At 45.5% G+C, this 19,087-nt stretch carries 15 protein-coding genes and 1 riboswitch; of the genes, 8 read left to right on the plus strand and 7 right to left on the minus strand.

Annotated elements, in window-relative coordinates:
* The first annotated feature begins 214 nt into the window (after positions 1 to 214).
* The 5 genes from rlmN to NSS66_RS10790 all read left to right on the plus strand — a co-directional run bounded on the left by rlmN (position 215) and on the right by NSS66_RS10790 (position 5,768).
* Entirely contained in the window at positions 215 to 1,312 is a 1,098-nt protein-coding gene (gene rlmN, locus NSS66_RS10770) for a 23S rRNA (adenine(2503)-C(2))-methyltransferase RlmN (protein WP_023991003.1), read from the plus strand.
* A 139-nt stretch (positions 1,313 to 1,451) separates the two neighbouring features.
* Complete coding sequence (locus NSS66_RS10775) at positions 1,452 to 2,153, plus strand: dihydroorotate dehydrogenase electron transfer subunit (protein WP_023991002.1); 702 nt, start codon at positions 1,452 to 1,454, stop codon at positions 2,151 to 2,153.
* Positions 2,134 to 3,066: a dihydroorotate dehydrogenase gene (locus NSS66_RS10780; protein WP_023991001.1), complete on the plus strand. Its 933-nt coding sequence runs from the start codon at positions 2,134 to 2,136 to the stop codon at positions 3,064 to 3,066. Before NSS66_RS10775 ends, NSS66_RS10780 begins: the two co-directional genes overlap by 20 nt.
* A gap of 318 nt (positions 3,067 to 3,384) precedes the next feature.
* Complete coding sequence (locus NSS66_RS10785; RefSeq protein ID WP_141697522.1) at positions 3,385 to 5,034, plus strand: ATP-binding protein; 1,650 nt, start codon at positions 3,385 to 3,387, stop codon at positions 5,032 to 5,034.
* The gene (locus NSS66_RS10790; protein ID WP_069081035.1) at positions 5,031 to 5,768 is read left to right on the plus strand and encodes a response regulator; all 738 of its coding nucleotides are present in this window, start codon (positions 5,031 to 5,033) and stop codon (positions 5,766 to 5,768) included. Before NSS66_RS10785 ends, NSS66_RS10790 begins: the two co-directional genes overlap by 4 nt.
* Before the next feature lie 50 nt (positions 5,769 to 5,818).
* On the opposite strand, the gene NSS66_RS10795 is transcribed toward NSS66_RS10790, so the two are convergent.
* A complete protein-coding gene (locus NSS66_RS10795; protein WP_028540889.1) occupies positions 5,819 to 6,838 on the minus strand; it encodes a 2-hydroxyacid dehydrogenase in 1,020 nt (339 codons plus the stop codon).
* Between the two features lie 17 nt (positions 6,839 to 6,855).
* Positions 6,856 to 7,911, minus strand: a complete 1,056-nt coding sequence (locus NSS66_RS10800; RefSeq protein ID WP_025720201.1) for an AEC family transporter — start codon at positions 7,909 to 7,911, stop codon at positions 6,856 to 6,858.
* A 334-nt stretch (positions 7,912 to 8,245) separates the two neighbouring features.
* Between NSS66_RS10800 and mmuM the strand changes: the two genes are divergently transcribed.
* A complete protein-coding gene (gene mmuM / locus NSS66_RS10805; RefSeq protein ID WP_023990995.1) occupies positions 8,246 to 9,193 on the plus strand; it encodes a homocysteine S-methyltransferase in 948 nt (315 codons plus the stop codon).
* 148 nt (positions 9,194 to 9,341) lie between these two features.
* Here mmuM and NSS66_RS10810 read toward each other — a convergent pair whose 3' ends face one another.
* The 5 genes from NSS66_RS10810 to rhaB all read right to left on the minus strand — a co-directional run bounded on the left by NSS66_RS10810 (position 9,342) and on the right by rhaB (position 16,494).
* Positions 9,342 to 11,612, minus strand: coding sequence for a GDYXXLXY domain-containing protein (locus NSS66_RS10810; protein ID WP_279833229.1), 2,271 nt, complete (start codon positions 11,610 to 11,612; stop codon positions 9,342 to 9,344).
* A 138-nt stretch (positions 11,613 to 11,750) separates the two neighbouring features.
* Positions 11,751 to 12,644: an AraC family transcriptional regulator gene (locus tag NSS66_RS10815; protein ID WP_028540885.1), complete on the minus strand. Its 894-nt coding sequence runs from the start codon at positions 12,642 to 12,644 to the stop codon at positions 11,751 to 11,753.
* A gap of 198 nt (positions 12,645 to 12,842) precedes the next feature.
* Complete coding sequence (gene rhaD, locus NSS66_RS10820) at positions 12,843 to 13,688, minus strand: rhamnulose-1-phosphate aldolase (RefSeq protein ID WP_023990992.1); 846 nt, start codon at positions 13,686 to 13,688, stop codon at positions 12,843 to 12,845.
* Positions 13,689 to 13,740: 52 nt separating this feature from the next.
* The gene (gene rhaA, locus NSS66_RS10825; RefSeq protein ID WP_053326424.1) at positions 13,741 to 14,997 is read right to left on the minus strand and encodes an L-rhamnose isomerase; all 1,257 of its coding nucleotides are present in this window, start codon (positions 14,995 to 14,997) and stop codon (positions 13,741 to 13,743) included.
* A 15-nt stretch (positions 14,998 to 15,012) separates the two neighbouring features.
* On the minus strand, positions 15,013 to 16,494 hold the full coding sequence (gene rhaB, locus NSS66_RS10830; RefSeq protein WP_279833237.1) for a rhamnulokinase: 1,482 nt from the start codon (positions 16,492 to 16,494) through the stop codon (positions 15,013 to 15,015).
* A 351-nt stretch (positions 16,495 to 16,845) separates the two neighbouring features.
* A riboswitch (purine riboswitch) is annotated at positions 16,846 to 16,949 on the plus strand.
* Between the two features lie 159 nt (positions 16,950 to 17,108).
* On the opposite strand from rhaB, the gene NSS66_RS10835 reads away from it, so the two are divergent.
* Both NSS66_RS10835 and NSS66_RS10840 read left to right on the plus strand, forming a co-directional pair.
* Complete coding sequence (locus NSS66_RS10835; protein WP_068939163.1) at positions 17,109 to 17,726, plus strand: xanthine phosphoribosyltransferase; 618 nt, start codon at positions 17,109 to 17,111, stop codon at positions 17,724 to 17,726.
* Complete coding sequence (locus NSS66_RS10840) at positions 17,720 to 19,027, plus strand: nucleobase:cation symporter-2 family protein (protein ID WP_069081038.1); 1,308 nt, start codon at positions 17,720 to 17,722, stop codon at positions 19,025 to 19,027. The genes NSS66_RS10835 and NSS66_RS10840 overlap by 7 nt, the downstream gene beginning before the upstream one ends.
* The last annotated feature ends 60 nt before the right edge of the window (positions 19,028 to 19,087 follow it).

The following is a 19,087-nucleotide window of genomic DNA, read 5'->3' on the forward strand; positions in this document are numbered from 1 at the left end:
TTTGTTTCAAGATATAATTTCACGCTAAAATTTTGGAGAAACCATGTGCCTGCCCCCTTGTGTTCATAATTAAAATTTGGGACAATGGAAGAGGCGTTTAAATAGCGCAGATTGCTTAAACATGCTATGATGCAATGATGGTTGAGACGAATGGTGCGTGCTTAGTTTCATATAGAGGAAGACGAATTTGAATGTTTTGAAAAGAGGATCGAACATGAAAAAAGAATCCATTTATGGATTAACGCTAGATCAATTGACAGCATGGCTCATCGAGCATGGACATAAGAAATCCCGGGCATTGCAGGTATGGGACGCATTGTACCGGAAGCGGGTTACTGATTTTGCAGCGATGGCAGAGGTTCATGAGGATTGTACTCGCCTGTTGGCCGAGCATTTTTCCATTGAAACACTTGAAGAACACGTGAAGCAACAGTCAGCAGACGGGACGGTCAAGTTCTTGTTCCGGCTTCAGGATGGTAATTTGATTGAGACAGTATTGATGCGGCATAAGTTTGGTTTATCTGTATGTGTGACTACGCAGGTAGGATGTAACATTGGGTGCAGCTTCTGTGCGAGCGGATTGTTGAAGAAGAGCCGTGACCTGTCCAGCGGTGAAATTGTAGAGCAAATTATGAAGGTCCAGCTGTATCTGGATCAGGAACGACCGGGCGACCAGGTCAGTCACGTTGTTGTGATGGGAATTGGCGAACCGTTTGATAACTTCGTGAACCTGTCCGATTTCATTCGGGTCATTAAGGATCACAAAGGGCTAGCGATTGGGCCACGGCATATTACCGTTTCCACAAGTGGACTGGCTGATAAAATCATTGAATTTGCAGATTCCGACCTGCATGTCAATTTGGCGATCTCCCTCCACGCTCCGAATAATGAGATTCGTACTCGCATTATGAAGATCAACCGGGCGATTCCGATTGAGAAACTCATGCAGGCGATTGATTATTATTTGGACAAAACAAATCGTCGGATTACGCTGGAGTACATCTTGCTGAAGGATGTTAATGACGGTAAGGAGCACGCGCTCGAACTGGCTGAGCTGGTGGGCCATCGCCGTAATCTGGCCAATGTAAACCTGATTCCGTACAATCCGGTGGATGAGCATAGCCAATACCAGCGGAGTGAGTCGGAGTCGATTACTGGCTTCTATGATGTTCTGAAAAAACAAGGCATTAGCTGTAGTGTTCGGCTGGAGCATGGAGTCGATATTGACGCGGCCTGCGGGCAGCTACGCAGCAAGCAAATCCGCAAGGATGCCAAGGGTAGCCGCAATGCGGAGCGCGAAGCCATTAGTTAAATACACAAGCGTACTCTCTAACAGGAGTACGCTTTTTTATATCACGAGCCGCAGGGCGAAACGTTACCCGAAAATGTGAAAATAGTCACGTAATAGTTGCTGCTTTTACGTTATAGTGAGTGGTTAGTGGAGGGGTTATATGGCTAACGTAATTTCGAATGTGGCGCTCGTTCCGGGCATTTATGTGATGAAAATAGAGGGAAAGTTTAAAGGGAACATGGGGCAGTTTTACATGCTGCGCAGCGGGACAGGTTACCCACTGCTGCCCAGACCCATCAGCATTTATGATATCGGGGAAGAGAGTATTTCCTTTTTGTACCGGGTTGTTGGAGAGGGGACAAATTTGTTTTCCCAATTACAGCCTGGTCAGGAGATTCATTTAGAAGGACCTTTCGGAAACGGATTTCCGCAGGTAGAGGGTAGTTTGGCTTTGATCGGCGGTGGCATGGGTACAGCTCCGTTGCTGTTGGCTGCAAAGTATTACCCGCATGCGCACGTTTATTTGGGGTTTGCACAGCAAGCCTTTGGGGTTGAAGCGTTCGAAGCTGTGGCGGCATCTGTGCAGGTCAAGGTAGGGGGAAGCATCGTCGAACAGGTCGATCCGACGCTTTATGCAAATATGTTCTCCTGCGGGCCAACTCCGATGTTGCAAGCACTCGCCATGAAAACGGTGGATACGTCATCCCGTTTATATATTTCAACTGAAAGACACATGGCCTGTGGTATTGGCGCATGTTTGGGCTGTACGATGCGTACCCGTGGAGGCAATCGAAGGGTATGTAAAGAAGGGCCTGTATTCCCGGTGGAGGAGGTGGAGTTTGATGATCTCCATGGTGTGTAATATTGCGGGTGTACCATTCAAGAACCCGATCATCATGGCTTCCGGTACGTTTGGATTCGGACGTGAGTATGCGGAATTTTATTCTCCTGAATTATTGGGTGGTATCGTCGGCAAGGGACTGACCCTGCATCCGAAGGCTGGTAATACGGGATCACGAATACATGAGACAGCATCGGGCATGCTCAATAGTGTGGGGCTGGAGAATCCGGGTGTTGCCGCCTTTTTGAAGGATGAGCTGGATGACATGACACGCTGGAACACGGCTGTTATTGCCAACGTGGGCGGCTCCAATCTGGAGGAATACGTTCAGGCCGTAGCGATGATTACGGAAAACGCACAAAAGCGTCGCACGATGAACCGCAGAGGCGTTGATATGCTGGAATTGAACATTTCATGTCCCAATGTGAAGCAGGGTGGAATGCAATTTGGTATCCAGACGGAGGTAGCGCGGGAGGTTGTGCGTCAGGTACGCAATGTGACGGCGCTTCCGTTGGTCGTCAAGCTGTCTCCAAACGCAGAGAACATCACACAGATGGCGGTTATGTGCGAGGAAGAAGGCGCAGACGGAGTTTCGCTGATCAATACATTTTCTGCAATGAAAATAGATATACGCCGGCGTCGCAGTGTCTTCGCCAACACGTATGCTGGTCTTTCCGGCCCGGCAATTAAACCGATTGCCTTGCGCATGGTTCACCAGGTGGCACAGGCGGTGTCGATTCCGGTGATCGGGATGGGCGGGATTAGCTCGGTGGAGGATATTATTGAATTCACCATGGCAGGGGCCGCTGCCATTCAGGTGGGAACGTACAATTTTGTTCATTTACATGCAGGGGCTGAGCTGGTACATGGCCTTGAACAATGGATGCAGCGGGAAAAGGTGCAGTCATTGGATGAGATACGGGGAATTTTGTGAATTTGGAACCTTTTTGCATACACTAATTCATATAGAACCGGCTTGTCTTTAAAAGACAAGTCGGTTTTATTTATTTTACTGAAATAGCCAAGCATCAACTAGTGGTTAATATCGCACTTGTTCAAGATGAACGAAATTTGATTTTCCAGCCGATGAATGGCTTCCTCGGACGCCTGGTCGTTCGCACCTTGTTCCTGAAGCGCGCAGAGCTTGCAGAATAAGAAGGAAATTGTCAAACGATGTCGAATATCAAGGGAATATAGGGTCAGAGAGATAGGCTCTTATTCCTAATGGAGAGCTTAACAAAAAAGCTAGGTGATGGGGTTGCGGTTAAAAAGTAAGTCGAAACCGAGACGACAATTCAAAGTTTCGCTACAATTCATGATTATTATTTTGGTTGTTTTAGTTATCATTATTTCTTTAATTATATCCTTGCTTCTCATTCGTAATTTCGTGATTAACAAGCATTTTGATAATACGAAGGAAAAACTTTCGGGTATTGCCAAGATGGTTGCTAGTGACAACGATGTTATTCGTAATGTTGAGCAGGGAGTTCCTGTGAAGCAGATCCAAGACTACTCGCTTGGAGTCATGCACAACGTTAATGTGGATTTCGTTGTCATTTTGAATCACGATTTAATTCGGCTATCTCATCCGGATGCAACGATGGTTGGCAAACCGTTCTCTGATTTGAATGATGCCAGAAGAGCACTATCCGGTCAGGGACATTTTTCTGAGAATATAGGTATTTTGGGCAAAGGTTACCGATATTTTACGCCGATTTTTAATCAACAGCATGAGGTCATTGGCATTGTATGTGTAGGGCTGACCATGAGAACCCTAAATCATGATTTGATGCAGGCGCAGTATACCATTTTTGGGGGGCTGATGCTTGGGCTCTTTAGTGGAGTTCTGGGCGCGATCATTCTGGCTCAGAAAATCAAAACGATTTTATTTGGGCTTGAGCCGCAAGAGATAGCGACACGATTGCGCGAAAAAGAAATTATTGAAAATGAGGTCGCTGAAGGAATTATAGCCATTTCGGCTGACGAGAAAATTATGCTCATGAACAAAGAAGCTCAGGCCAAGTATCAACTGGCAAACCAAGAGATGAAAGCCCCGATTGGCGAGCAGCTAGATACCAACTTTTATAACGTGCTCTTCAAGAGAGTGTTTGATGATAAAAAGAAAATCAAGGATCGCTCATTTTATGTGAATGGTATAGAAGTCATTGCGACAGTAACCCCTATATATATTGAAAATGAGTTTTTTGGGGCAGTTGCAACGCTGCGCGACCAATCCGAGATGATCCATCTCAGCAACCAGTTAAGTGGTACAAAATATTATATTAACTCCCTTCGCGGACAGACCCATGAATTTATGAACAAAATGCACGTAATATCCGGCCTGATTGAAATGAGGAAATATGCGGAGGTCAGTCAATATATTCAGCAGCTAAATCACCGGTATCAAGATGAGGTAGGCTTTTTGACTGAGAGAATTAAAGTTCCGGCATTAGCAGGTTTTATTATGGGTAAAATCAATGAAGCACGCGAACAGAATATTTCGGTTCTTCTTGCAGAAAGCTCGGATGTCTCTAATGTGGAGATGCAGGATATCGTTCATGATGTCATACACATCCTGGGTAATTTTTTTGACAACGCCATAGATTCCATCTTACAAAAAAAAGAACCCGGCAAAATTGAGCTGAAATTGAATTATGAGTGTGAGGGAAATGTATTCATTTTGAAAGTGAAAGATAATGGGTTGGGGATTGATTTTGAGATGCAAAAAAGGATATTCGAGCATGGCTTTTCAACCAAAGGAGAAGACAGAGGCTACGGCTTGAATCTGGTTAAAACCATGGTGGAAAATCATCAAGGAATCATTGAGCTTGATAGCCAACCGGGTCTCGGAACAAGTATATATGTAGAGTTGCCCTGTACATTGGAGGTGACAAATGAATGAAAGTTCTAATTGTTGAGGATGATCCGATGGTTGCTGAGCTCAATCAACAGTTTATCGAGCGCATGGACAATTTGGATGTTGTATGTAAGGCAGATACCGTCAAGAAAGCACAGGACTGCCTTCAAAAATGGTCACCGGATCTGGTATTACTGGACGTTTATTTACCTGGAAAAAGCGGATTAACTTTATTATCACATATGCAGGAGCATCAGTATCATGCTCCAGTTATTTTAATTACGGCTGCAAAAGATATTCAGACGGTGAAGGAAGCTGTTTTTTATGGTGTTGCAGACTATTTAATTAAGCCCTTTACATTCGAACGCTTTAGACTGGCTGTTGAGAAAATCCAGCGTCTGGCCACGGTGATGGAGGAAGGGAACGGAATTAATCAAGCTGTTATTGACCATTATTTTAATAAAGAAGAGCATGCGGGTGTGGAAAAGAAAAAACCTGTTGAACATCCATCGCATAATCTACCGAAAAACCTATCTAAAAATTTGTCCAAACTAACCATGACCACGATACTGAAGAATATTCAAGAGCTGGACGGACCATTCTCGGTTGAAACATTAGCCAGAGAAGTGGACTTGTCCCGTATCACGGTAAAAAAATATATTCAGTTCCTGGTGGACGATGGCTTTCTAGTTGAATCGATAGAATACCACAAGGTTGGCAGGCCGCTAATGCTCTATCAGTTGAATCCTGATATAAAAGAACCGCCATTTCCGATGTAATCTGGAAATAGCGGTTCTTTTTTGTTCAACAAGAGTACCGAGCTTCCTAATTATTTCATAGAGAGAACAGGAAGTGGGACTAGGTTATCCGAAGAATGAGTTGTAACGATATCATGGAAGTTGTCGTAGCTAGTTTCAATCATGTTGGATAACGCCGTAACGGTATTCGAGCCAGCATGAGGTGTTACCAAAACTCTTGGATACAGCTCCACAAGCTTCTGGATCGTTGGGTCTGGGAGCATTTGCCATGGTTCAAATGCTCTAAAGAATAATTCATCTTCTTTAGGGAAGACATCCGTAGCGAAGCCTTCCAGATGGTTACTGAGCAAAGCGTCCAAAATGGCTTGGTTATCTTGTAATTCTCCACGTGAGGTATTGATGAGAATAGATCCCTTTTTCATTTTTGCCAAAAAGCTGGCGTTAATCATTTTGTCGTTCTGTCCCGGCAGATAAGGAACGTGCACACTAACGACATCACTCTCTGCCAGTAATTCATCCAAGGTCGTGAATGGAATGACTTCCTTGGCCGCATCTGATTGGTACACATCATAACCAATAACAGAGGCTCCCAATCCTTTAAACAATTTGGCCTCCGTCAGACCAATGCGACCAACCCCGATAATCCCAACTTTACAGTTATGGATCTCTTTGCTGAATGTATGCTCATCCACAATAAAATTTTTGAACGAGCTTTTGGTAGTCATATAAGCGGTGTGTCGGAACAGCATCATTGCTAAAGTTAGGGAGAGCTCGGCGATGGCATTCGGAGAGTAGGATGGCACGCGTGCCACCTTCATTCCGAATTCGCTGCAGGCATCCAAATCAATGTGGTTGATTCCGACTGTTCTGGTGAAAACATATTGAATGCCGTATTCATTGAATTTTGTGATATTTTCCCGATTGGCAGCACAGTTTCCTCTTAGCAAAACGGCATCGTGATGCTGTGCCAATTCTGCATTGCTGGTGGTTAACAACTCTTCTACTAGCGTTAGTTGGAAGTTATATTTATTGAGATCCTGGAAATAGGGTTTCTCATAAGAACGGACACCATAGCAAATGATTTTTAACATGTTGTTTTCCCCCTGATTTAGAAAATTCCAATTTTATCAATGACATTGAGCGTAATGATCCACACTGGAATCATGACGACAGAAGTGATAGTAGATAGAAGCGATGCATTAGAAGTTAATATGGCTTCCTTATCAAAACTGATGGCATAGGCTGCGGCTACGGTAGCTGTAGGAGTAGCCATCATGATGACAATAGTAGCTAAAGCGACAGAATCGACTGACAGAATATGGGATACAGTCAACAAAGCCAGCAAGACGATGTTAACAATAGGAACAAGCCAAACCTTAACTATGCTGTAATACCAAGAGGTCTTATCAGTAGCTGCCGACTTGAAGCTGATCTCCCCCAATGTCGAGCCAATCGATAACCAGGCTAATGGAGAAGCTAGTCCAGCTAGGTAGGTCATGGGCTTGAACAGCCAGACAGCAGTTTGATCAATTCTTAGAAAGGCGAACTGCTGAATGGCCCCATCCTCTGTAGCTACACTCATCTGTGGCAAATAACCTTGAAACAACCAAACAAACAAGCCTAGAAACGTGGCGATAACGATGGGATTCAAAAACATGGTTTTGAGATTTTTAAGCTCCATTTTCAAGCCGCTCATTTTGATATAGCCATAGGAGTATAAGAAAATGCGGTACCCTATGTTGAAAATGGAACTGTACATCACTCCGGTAGGACCGTAAATGGCTCCGACAATTGGAATTCCGAAGAAAGTAGTAGAACCGAAAATGGTTAACACCCGCAAAACATCCTGTTTATCCTTGTTGTAGCTCAGGAAGAACGGTTTAGAAATAAAGATGAGAATAATATAAATTAGAACTCCCCATATTAAAACATTCATGCCTTGTTTTAACATTGTAGGATTAATATCCTGCATGAAAGAATTAAAGGCTAGTGCTGGTAGAGCCACGGTTAGAACAACCTTGGATAACATCTTTCCTACTGCTGCGTTAAAAATCCCCTTCTTCCGGCAAAAGAAACCAAGAAGGATAATAAAAACGGTGGAAGCGATAGAACTGAGAATTTTGTTATCTGTTAAGGTCGCTGTAATCATTTCTAGTAAAGACATAGATAAAACCCTCTCTTGTACCTTTTTTCACATAAATGACGATGCAGAATGTGACGATGCAATTCCCTGATCTTTTGGCCAAAGTGTTGGTTTGCACTTTTATAGTAAAATGACTTTGTGAAAAAAAGAACAATATCTAATTAATTTAACTTATGAAACTAATTTAAAAAATTTATACGTTACATCAGATGGTAAATGAAACGAGAGGGCACGTCTTCACGGAATGATTATTTATTGGCTTTGTGAGTGCTCATCAACATCCGTGCTATAATGTAAATCATTAAACCCTACTTGATTAGTAGGTTAAATAGAAAAGACGAGCAGGAGGGGTCACATGAACCCGATACAACATATACTGGACGAATTTCAGCTGATCGTGCTGGACGGCGCCATGGCGACCGAACTGGAGCGTCATGGACATGATCTGAACGATAGCTTATGGTCAGCTAAAATCCTCCATGAGCATCCGGAGTCGATCAAGCGTGTACATAGGGATTATTTTGAAGCTGGGGCAGACTGTGCGATTACTGCGAGCTATCAGGCTACCGTTGAAGGCTATGTTAAACGGGGCCTAAGCGAAAATGAGGCGCTGGAACTGATTCAATCATCGGTGCGGATTGCTGTGCAGGCACGCGATGAGTTTTGGGCTGACGTGACAGCTACTGCTAGTCAGCGACATCGTCCCAAGCCGCTAGTCGCGGCCTCTGTTGGCCCTTACGGGGCGTTTTTGGCAGATGGGTCAGAGTATCGCGGCGATTACAAGCTGAGCGAGGAACAGCTAGTGGAGTTCCACAGGCCGCGTATGAAAGCTCTGATTGAGGCGGGTGCAGATATTTTAGCTTGTGAAACGATACCCTGTCTGGTTGAAGCCAAGGCCATCGCCCGATTGCTGAAGGAATTCCCAGGCACGTATGCCTGGATCAGCTTTAGCGCAAAGGATGGGCAGCATATCAGCAATGGTGAGTCTGCCGCTGCATGTGCTGAGTGGCTGAATGGACATGAGCAAGTGGCCGCTGTAGGAATCAATTGCACTTTGCCGAATTTCGTTCCATCGCTTATTCACGAAATACGCAGTCACACGGATAAGCCTGTGGTGGTATATCCCAATCTGGGGGAGGAATATGACCCGGTCAGCAAGACATGGCACGGCAGCACTTGTACAGAGACATTTGGACAAAGTGCCCGCCAATGGTATGAAGCGGGAGCTCGTCTGATTGGCGGCTGTTGCCGGACTCAGCCGCTGGATATTGAGGAAATAGCATCATGGACGAGAGATGTATAAACGAGGATAAGCGTAGCGTAGGGATAAAAGTTATCTATAAGAGGTAACTCGATGGCCCGAAAAAGAACAAGCAGGCTGAACCAAGTTGTGCTCCAGCAATGGAGCAGCTTGGTTCAGCCTGCTTTGTTAACTACCTGCGCCGATCCGGTCAGCTTTCTGCCAAACGTTCCAGCAGCGCGTCCCCATTGCGGCTCACCCGAATATGGGCAAAATGTGCGTTCTGTTCTACAGTACGTCCGGTTCCCTCAGGGATGAAATAATTCTCAATACCGTACAGAATACGAGAACCATACCATTGTCCATTTAGAACGACCTCATGACTGGTAAGTTTTTCACCATCTTGATATAGGCGATCCGCGACGTATACTCCTTGGCTATCTGGTGTGAGAACGACTTTGACCTTGCCTCGGCTCCATTCCTCCTCCTGAAGAGGGGGCTTGGAAGGCGGGGTAGATATGTCGTAATTCAGTGCCACATAATCGCCTTGCAGCAGGGAGCGCGGGTCTATAGGAGCCAGTTTGAGCTTAATGGAAGCCCCTGTGGCGAGCAGGGTTTCACTTCTCGCCGTCTGATAGCCGATGATCCCCAGCTGTAGCACGATGACAATAGCGATGAGTAACGGGCTTAAGCGCATGAAGCTAAAGCTGCGGTGGTCGGCATCAAATGCTGCTTTGCCGCTATGGGCCATTCGCCGATCCGCCCACCAGGTCAAGCCGAGTGCAATGACCCCTAGAAGCGCCAACGTAAAAGACTTATACAGTAGCGTCCACAATAAATCATAGTATTTGAAGCCGATAAAAATAAACCAGAATACAACGCTCATGAGGGTCTCCGATTTTTGTTTCAGACGGGCAAAGGCAAAGATCATCCCGGTAACGATAACAAAATAAAAAATGTTAATGAACATATAAGAGTGTGGAATGACATCCTCGAAAAACGTCGCCCAAAACAGGAACAACAAGCTGAAAAATAATGAGCTATTCCGCAGATGTTCTTTTAACTCCGTCTTGAATATAAAGTAACTTACCCCATATAACACGGCATTGACGATGAAAAGAGAGAAGATGATGAACTTATAGGTCCAGTTCCAACCATCCCACTCCTGATACTGCTGAAATAAAATGGTCGCCAGATTCAGGTTTACAAAGGTGTAGGCAAAAAACAACTGCCTTTTCCCCTTGGAGCGGAACCATCCAGCGATGGAAACGATCAGAAATAATACCGAAAGCAGCGACTGATCTGACCATAGAATGGCCGCCAAGCCTGTAATATAGCTGATGGTCAGCAGTGTATAACGTATTACCGAATCCAGCTTGGATTCCGGTATGACAATCATCAAAATCATAAGCAGCAACGACACAACCAACAGTACATATTCGGTGTGGTTTACATTCGTGCTAATCATAATCAATCCGATGAGAGATATACTACCGATCAGCACTCCAACCACTTTGATTACACGGGATACGGTTTTGCTGATCCATTCACTGCCATGTTCCTCGGGAACGGTCGTCTCAGTCTTTGATGTACTAATGTCCGTTATCCCTGCTTCCGGCGGTGTTTTTCCCAAACGATTCAAATAACGGAAAAACCACACGTTACCCGTCAGCAGCAGCGCCACAAAAATCAAACCAAACACAAAAAACAGAGATGAGGAGTACGCCTCTGCCAGCTCTATAAATTTAAAGACAGCAAACGCTGAGAGCGCCAATGCATTCAAGGTCAGTAGCGTTTTATTCAGTCGCACCTTGATAAATATATAAAATCCTAAAGCAATCACAGCGATATACGGTATATTCATGACCAGCCCATACCCATCAAATGCAAAAGAGTTGGTCATCGCTAACATGGCTATATGAAAAACAGTAAAGCTCATATATTGTAGTGGAGCAGAGCGTATACGATGAAGGAACGCCAATAGAAACAACACCAGATTGACCAGTGCGAACACTCCGGCAATCGACAATGATCGAAGTTCGCTATAAGGCACACTTTGCATCGTAGGGTAAAAATAAAGCCACAAACCAAGTTGAATCAGTACATAAGACAGCATATAAAAGGGATTGTAGCGAGTAATCCAGCTAAGTAGCAGAGCCGGCACCGACCAAATGAAAAACAATCCGTAGCTGTCCGCATGGGAATTGTAAATTTGACCGAGCAATGCCACGGAAACGCCAAAGGCTATACAGCCAGCCACCAAAAACATATTAGACAGAAAAGCTTGTTGGCCGGGAACAGCAGATATCCGTGCAAATACAAAAGACAAGCCATAGAACAGAACAATAAGAGCAGCAGCAAGTACAATCTTGGATGTCCGATCCAGTCCGCCCCAATTGGAGGCGAAAAAATAAATAATTGCGGCCAGTATCAGTGAGATGCCCAGCAGATAGCCCGTACGTATCGCATTGAATCGCAGCATGGATTTCACGTACCTTTCCTGTTGGTTTGAAGCCTATTATAGCGTTGAAAGGGCTCAGAACCAAGTGGAAATTAGGATCAGGTCATAAAAAGAGAGCCACCGTATACGGTGGCTCTCTTTAACGTTACTGGATTCCGACTAAGCGTTGACGGTACGAATCTCTTGCCGGGACTGATGTCGGAAGCGATACTCACGCGGTGGAATCCCTGCCGTTTTCTTAAATGCCTTGGAAAAGGTGGACATATCGGTATAGCCGATGGACTGGGCTATGATCGACAAATTGTAAGTTGTCTGCTCCAGTAATCTTTTGGCTTCGTTAATCTTGAGGTTTTGCAAATACTTGGCGGGAGAGATGAGGAAGGTGGAATGGAACTTACGTGAAAAATGCGCACGATCCACACCTACATGCTCGGCAATTTGCTCAATCGTAACACGGTCACAATAATGCATTTCAATGTAATCTTTCCCCTGCTGGAGCCAATAATCAGAGCATACAAAGTTGCGCAGCACGTCAGATGTGTTGCGGGACAATTCCTCGAAGATCTGGTGCAGTGTAATCAAGCGGGCCAGATCGCTGCCTTGTCTGCTGTTGTCGTGTACGATGGAAAACAGGTTGGAGATAAGTCCGAGGATTTCCTCGCTCACTGCGTTAGCCATAAATGGCGTAGAGGGATTAATTCCGATCCGCTCCAGCAATGCGAGGGACTTGGGTCCCTCAAAGGCAATCCATACCTTTTGCAACGGGTGCTCCTGATCGGTGTAATATTCATGGGCAAGATGCGGAAAAAAACAGAATAAATCAGACTTTTGGACACGGTAATTCTGCTGCTTATAAATAAACTCAGCCTGACCTTCAAGTACAAAAATCAAATAAAAATAAGGAACAGCCTTGGGACCGACATGGCAGCTTGTTTTCGAAATATCCATACCCAGTCTGACTGGCCAAATGGCGCTGGATTTTTCCAGTTCGGTAGCTGTGAAATAATGGTCTTCCACGATGTCGAAGTGATCTTCATTTTTTGCTCTTTTCATAACTTGTCACCTCTCCTTTGGTGGAGATAAGGGAATTTTGATTTTATTGTATATAAAGGAAAGCATAATTACAAGTTAATTCATTGGAATTTAGGGTTATATAATTAAAGCTAGGTATGCCAAAGGCTCCATGGCCGGTTTGAGACGAGCCATGGAGCCTTTTAAGTTCTGTATTATGAGATGAAGATTAGCCTACATTTATACGTTCAGGATTCCTTCTTTTGGAGTAACGTTAAAGGCTTTCGCCAGATCGGCCAATTCCTGATCCGTAATTCGTTGCTGAATATCATGGTGAGCAATGAGCATATAAATTTGCGCCGCTTTTTCAATCGTTTCAATCAGGCCAAACGCTTCATCAATGGAGCTGCCCGTTCCGAAAATGCCATGATGGGGCCATAATACAGCATGATGATCCTTCATTTTTTTAGCCGTTTCGCGGCCGATTTCGCTGGAGCCCGGTACCATCCAAGGGATTACACCGATACCGTCTGGAAAGACGACAATACATTCGGTACACATTTCCCACAGCGTTTTGGTGAATTGGTTTTCGTCCAGACTATGAATGAAGGTCATGGCAATAACATGGGTGGCATGATTATGAATCACAACACGATGGTTAGGATCGACCTTCAAGCGCTCAATGTGGCCCATAAAATGGGATGGTAACTCACTGGTAGGCACCGCCCCGTGTTTGAGGCCCCACAAGACTTCCAATTGCTCGCCATCCTGCGAGACACGAAGAACTCCTAAATTGGCTTCCGGATCGGCAATTACGTTTTTGAAATATTTTCCTGATCCGGTGACGATAAAATATTTACCAGCCAGTTCATTCACCGGGAAAGCAGGTTTAATCGTCCGAATGACCTGATGAATATCTATATATTTTGCAACCTCAGCTTCATCCAGAATATAGCTTACATTACCTCCATTGCGTTCATCCCAGCCGAATTTCCACATGTTTTGTGTAATTTCCGCCATCTCGCGAACAAATGGGATATCCAGTCCCGATTTGCGTTCTTTTTGATTCTCCAGCACAGTAGTCATGGATAATCTCTCCCTTTGTATGGTATGAATATAAGCATTATCAGTGCAGTAGTTACCGTTTCAGCAGTACCTGTTGTTCATAGTTTTTTACTTCGGCCAACCATTCCTCACGAACAGGAACGCCGTTTTGAGCGCAATAGTAATCCCATATGGCACCAAACGGATACGATTTAAACTCTTCGACCAGAGCAAGACGAGTGGTGAAATCCCGTTCCTCTTCCGCCTGCTTTAATGCTTCAATCGGTTCGAGCATAGCGCGAAGTAGCGCTTTGATCGTGTTGCGTGTTCCGATGACCCATGCTGCTACATGATTGATACTTCCATCAAAGAAATCAAGACCGATATGGGTTCGGGAAAGCAATTCACCGCGAACCAGCTCACGGGCAATGTCCAGCAATTCGTCGTCCATCGTCACGACATGATCACTGTCCCAACGAACCGGTCTGCTGACATGGAGCAATAATTGATCGGTGAACATCAGCACAGAGGACAGTTTGTTCGAAATGACTTCGGTTGGATGGAAGTGACCAGCGTCGAGACAGATGGATTTACCGCGTGTCAGGGCGTAACCCATATAGAATTCATGTGAGCCCACGACATAGCTTTCTGAGCCGATGCCGAACAGCTTGCTTTCAACCGCATCGATGTTGTATTCCTCACTGATTTCCTCGCTGAAAATTTCGTCCAGCGCATCACGCAGACGTTCTCTTGGAGCCAACCGATCAACCGGAGTATCTTTATAGCCATCCGGCATCCAGTGGTTTGTGACACAGGGCTGACCGAGTTCTTTGCCAAAATGCTCTGCAATCCTGCGTGATTTTTTGCAGTGTGTGATCCAGAAATCGCGGATTTCCGAATCCTTGTGACTCAGTGTGAAGCCGTCTTCCGCTTTGGGATGGGAGAACAAAGTTGGATTAAAATCAAGCCCGAGCCCTTGCTGTTTGGCCCAGTCTACCCAGTTCTGAAAATGGCGTGGCTCCAGTTGATCCAGATCCACTTGTTCTGTGGTGTCCGCATAGATTGCGTGCAGATTGACCTTGTGTTTACCCGGAATAAGCGATAGAGCTTTTTCTAAATCCTGACGCAACTCATGCGGCGTGCCTGCTCTGCCCGGGTAGCTGCCCGTTACGGCAATCCCCCCGCTAAGCTGTTTGTCTTTGAACAGAAATCCCTGAACATCATCTCCCTGCCAGCAGTGCAGTGATATTTTGATTTGTGAAAGCTTCCGTAAAATGTCGTCAACTTGAATACCGTGGCGAGCGTACAGCTTTTTCGCTTCGTTATAACTGGCTTCAATAGCTTCGTTCATGGCGGCTTTACTCCTTTATTGAGATATCTGAATAGAGGATGTTGCTTGTATCTTGAGGTGCTCCCAGCGGTCCAGAAGTTCTTGCATGCTTTCCACCGATTGCGGCTCATATAGCCGAGTCGGAAAGGAGCGGGCGATGGTTCGGCCAGCAGCTTGGAGATCTTCAAGAGCACCAGAGCTGATTAATTGCACGACAATATTGCCGATGGCTGTAGATTCGGAAGGACCTGCCTGAACCTCAATTCCCAAAAGATCGGCTGTTAGCTGACATAGTAATTCGTTGTTAGCACCTCCGCCGACAATGTGCAATCTGGTAATCGTTTCGTCTGTTAAACGTTGCAGTTCGTGTAAGGCATCGCGGTAGCTTAAGGCCAGACTGTCAAAAATACAGCGGGCGAGTGAACCCGGCGTCCTGGGGATGGGCTGGCCTGTTTCTTCACAGAATCGCTGGATTTCAAGGGTCATACTATCCGGGTTTAAGAAGGATGACTGGTTACAGAGGACGAGACTGACAAACGGTGTCTCTGCTGAAGCCAGTTCGGCCAATTCAGCAAAGCTATGTGCGGAACCGCCCTCTCTCCTAACCTCCTGAATCATCCACAATCCCATAATATTTTTCAGAAAACGGTACGTACCGTAAGCACCCCACTCATTCGTGTAGTTCGCCTGCATGGCTGCCTTGGTATTCAAGGCTTTGGAACGTTCCATTCCCAGTAGTGACCACGTTCCGCTGCTAATATAGGCCCAAGATTCTTCCCGCTGTGACGGAACACCTGCAACAGCCGATGCAGTATCGTGAGTAGGCGCAAGAATGATCTGACAGTCCGGAAGATCGTATTTTTGAACAAGCTCCGGCAAAAGAGAACCCAGAACCCGTCCAGGCTCGGCAAGCTCTGAAAACTGATTGCGTCGCAGTTGGAGCAGGGACAGCAGGTCTTCATCAAACTCTCGTGTGTTCACGTTGAGAAGCTGCATCGTGGACGCATTCGTCATTTCATTGATCATGATGCCTGTCAGGCGATAGTACAGATAATCGGGGACCATCAATATTTTATCCGCCTGGGCAAGCTGTTCCCGATCATGGACGAACAGTTGATACAGGGTATTAAAGTTTAGTTCCTGAATGCCTGTTTTCTCATACACAGCCTCTCGACTGATGAGCTGGTGCAGCCTGTCGGGCGCATGGAGGGTACGTGCATCCCGGTAAGCGTATACCTCATGAATGCGGTTTCCTTTCTGATCAAGCAGCACGTAATCTACAGCCCATGTATCAATGCCGAGCGTACAGGAGTGAATCCCCGTCTGTTTAGCTTTTTGCAAGCCCTGAATAATCTCATTCAATAGTTCGTCGATATTCCAGTAATCGTGTCCGTTTTTTTCGGTAAAGGAGTTGTTGAAACGGTGAAGCTCTTGCAAGTGTAGCTGGTCACCTTGCAGAGTTGCACTTACGAGCCTTCCGCTTGAAGCTCCAATATCAACAGCAAGATAATTATTCATACCCAATCTCCTTGCATGGATAAAATACTGGCAGCCTGAAAGTCTGCCTTTTGCTTTCTTAACTAACTCCATACTACTTCCGTTTTTCTTTGTAGTCAACATAAACGGAAGTATAATTTGTGGTTTTATTTTTGTTTTCTAAAATTATAATTAAAATTAAATGTTGTTTTGCATGTATTTTTGTTTTTTATCTGTTTTCTACAATCAGGATTATGCAAAGTCCTTACAATATATATACCTTGAACAAAGGTCGGCTTGATTTACGATATTCCAATTGTGGAAGGTTCTCCAAATGCCGCTGTCTGTATGAAAAATAGTCTTGAAACCGCCCGCCAGAGGGTGTAGTATACAAGATATCAATTTCATATGACTCGTATAATATTGGGGATATGGCCCAGAAGTTTCTACCGGATGACCACTGTAATCGTCCGACTATGAGTGATAGCGCATCGGCTTTGGATGAATGCGGGCATTTATTTGTGCGCCAATCCGTCAGGGATTACAACCCCCAAGGACAGGCTTCACTTGAGAAACAACTCAAGGGAGCCTGTCCTTTTTTTGGTTTTGGCAGGTTTTATACTATTTTAAAGTACAGAAGGAGCGATACTCGCATAATGAAAGCTTTGGAGGAACGTATTCGTCAAGAGGGACAAATTTTATCTGATACCGTACTAAAGGTAGATTCATTTTTGAATCATCAGGTAGATACAGCATTAGCATTGGAGATTGGTAAGGAGTTTGCACGCCTTTTCGGCAGTGCTCCGATCACCAAGGTGCTTACAATTGAAGCTAGTGGTATTCAATTTGCTATGGCTACTGCTATTGCCTTGGGGGTCCCGTTCATTTATGCGAAGAAAAAGAAAGCAATCACGCTGAATGAGCAGGTATACTTCGCAGAGGTTCATTCGTTCACTCGGCAGGAAACCTATCAGGTGAGTATTTCCCAAAAATATCTCCATGCCAGCGACCATGTGCTGATCGTAGATGATTTTTTGGCTACTGGCGCAGCATTGGTCGGACTTACGGATATTGTGAAGGAAGCAGGAGCGGAGCTAGCCGGGGTTGGCTGTGTGATTGAGAAGAGCTTCCAGGAAGGTCGTGGACTGTTGGAGCAGAGAGGCATTGCTGTGCGCTCTCTTGCGCGTATCGCTTCCATGGCACCAGGCGAGGTTCATTTTATAGAGGAAGCTGGCGCGGTGATTCCTCCCGTTAAGGAGAATGTGGGATGTTAAGTAAACAAAAGTTATTCGCGCTGGGCTTCCAGCATGTCATGGCGATGTACGCTGGAGCAATTGCTGTACCTCTAATTGTAGGGGGAGCATTGCACCTGACGCCAGCCCAGATGGCTTATTTGGTGGCTGCCGATCTGTTCACTTGCGGGATTGCTACGTTATTACAGATTATGGGCACACGCTTTTTCGGTAGTAGACTGCCTGTCATTTTAGGTTGTACGTTTACGGCAGTAGGGCCCATCATCGCGATTGCTTCGACCTCAAATTTAGCGACAGCGTATGGTGCCATTATTTTGTCTGGTATATTTGTGGTGTTAGCAGCACCGTTGTATGGCAAGCTGCTACGCTTTTTCCCGACGGTGGTTACAGGTTCGGTCGTTACGATTATCGGTCTATCCCTTATTCCGGTGGCGATGAACAATGTAGCAGGGGGTCAGGGCAGTTCGGACTTTGGACAGCCACGTAATTTACTGTTGGCCTTAGTCACACTACTGGTTATTCTGCTTGTGAATCGGTTGGCAAAAGGCTTTTTGCGCTCGATTTCCGTGCTTATTGGGTTGTTCGCGGGCACAGTGGTTGCTTATGGAATGGGAATGGTGCATTTTGCTCCCGTGGCGGAGGCTTCATGGGTGAGTGTTGCACAGCCGTTTTATTTTGGTAAGCCAGAGTTTAGCATTATGGCAGTTTGTACGATGATTATCGTCAATATTGTCAGTATGGTTGAGTCTACAGGCGTTTATTTGGCAGTAGGCAAAGCGATTGATCAGAAGGTGGAGCAGAAGCAGATCGTCAATGGTCTGCGTTCCGAAGGACTTGCGATTATGCTTGGGGGTATTTTTAACGCGTTTCCTTATACAGCTTTCTCGCAAAATGTTGGTTTGATTTCACTCACGCGCGTCAAATCGCGAAACGTTATTTTTGCTGCGGGCGGTATCATGGTTGTTCTTGGTTTGCTTCCTAAGCTGGCTGCCTTAACGACAGTGATTCCTAACGCTGTGCTGGGCGGGGCGATGATCGTCATGTTCGGCTCGGTCGCTGCATCAGGCATGTCTATTTTGTCAGAAGTGGATCTACGGAAAGAAAGCAATCTGCTGATCGCAGCATGCAGCATTGCCGTGGGCCTAGGCTCTGCCGTTCTGCCGCAAATGTTCGACCAGCTGCCGAGCTTTGCTAAAATGCTGTTGCAAAATGGTATCGTTTCGGGTTCGATTACAGCGATTGTCTTGAACATCGTTTTGACAAGAAAACAGGGCGAATCGGTCAAAGGCGTGACGGTTCAGGAGGTTCCACAGAAGGTTTGATGATTAGGGATAAATAAACCCTTGCCGTCTGGGGACATATAGATATTGACCCTGTCCGAC

This window comes from Paenibacillus sp. FSL R10-2748, from assembly GCF_038005565.1.
Classification (GTDB): Bacteria; Bacillota; Bacilli; order Paenibacillales; family Paenibacillaceae; genus Paenibacillus; species Paenibacillus polymyxa_B.

What these genes read in the sequence shown, in the direction of transcription:
- rlmN (WP_023991003.1), top strand. Translation starts at nt 215, where the DNA reads ATGAAAAAAGAATCCATTTATGGATTAACGCTAGATCAATTGACAGCA.
- NSS66_RS10775 (WP_023991002.1), top strand. Translation starts at nt 1,452, where the DNA reads ATGGCTAACGTAATTTCGAATGTGGCGCTCGTTCCGGGCATTTATGTG.
- NSS66_RS10780 (WP_023991001.1), top strand. Translation starts at nt 2,134, where the DNA reads ATGATCTCCATGGTGTGTAATATTGCGGGTGTACCATTCAAGAACCCG.
- NSS66_RS10785 (WP_141697522.1), top strand. Translation starts at nt 3,385, where the DNA reads ATGGGGTTGCGGTTAAAAAGTAAGTCGAAACCGAGACGACAATTCAAA.
- NSS66_RS10790 (WP_069081035.1), top strand. Translation starts at nt 5,031, where the DNA reads ATGAAAGTTCTAATTGTTGAGGATGATCCGATGGTTGCTGAGCTCAAT.
- NSS66_RS10795 (WP_028540889.1), bottom strand. Translation starts at nt 6,838, where the DNA reads ATGTTAAAAATCATTTGCTATGGTGTCCGTTCTTATGAGAAACCCTAT.
- NSS66_RS10800 (WP_025720201.1), bottom strand. Translation starts at nt 7,911, where the DNA reads ATGTCTTTACTAGAAATGATTACAGCGACCTTAACAGATAACAAAATT.
- mmuM (WP_023990995.1), top strand. Translation starts at nt 8,246, where the DNA reads ATGAACCCGATACAACATATACTGGACGAATTTCAGCTGATCGTGCTG.
- NSS66_RS10810 (WP_279833229.1), bottom strand. Translation starts at nt 11,612, where the DNA reads ATGCTGCGATTCAATGCGATACGTACGGGCTATCTGCTGGGCATCTCA.
- NSS66_RS10815 (WP_028540885.1), bottom strand. Translation starts at nt 12,644, where the DNA reads ATGAAAAGAGCAAAAAATGAAGATCACTTCGACATCGTGGAAGACCAT.
- rhaD (WP_023990992.1), bottom strand. Translation starts at nt 13,688, where the DNA reads ATGACTACTGTGCTGGAGAATCAAAAAGAACGCAAATCGGGACTGGAT.
- rhaA (WP_053326424.1), bottom strand. Translation starts at nt 14,997, where the DNA reads ATGAACGAAGCTATTGAAGCCAGTTATAACGAAGCGAAAAAGCTGTAC.
- rhaB (WP_279833237.1), bottom strand. Translation starts at nt 16,494, where the DNA reads ATGAATAATTATCTTGCTGTTGATATTGGAGCTTCAAGCGGAAGGCTC.
- NSS66_RS10835 (WP_068939163.1), top strand. Translation starts at nt 17,109, where the DNA reads ATGAAAGCTTTGGAGGAACGTATTCGTCAAGAGGGACAAATTTTATCT.
- NSS66_RS10840 (WP_069081038.1), top strand. Translation starts at nt 17,720, where the DNA reads ATGTTAAGTAAACAAAAGTTATTCGCGCTGGGCTTCCAGCATGTCATG.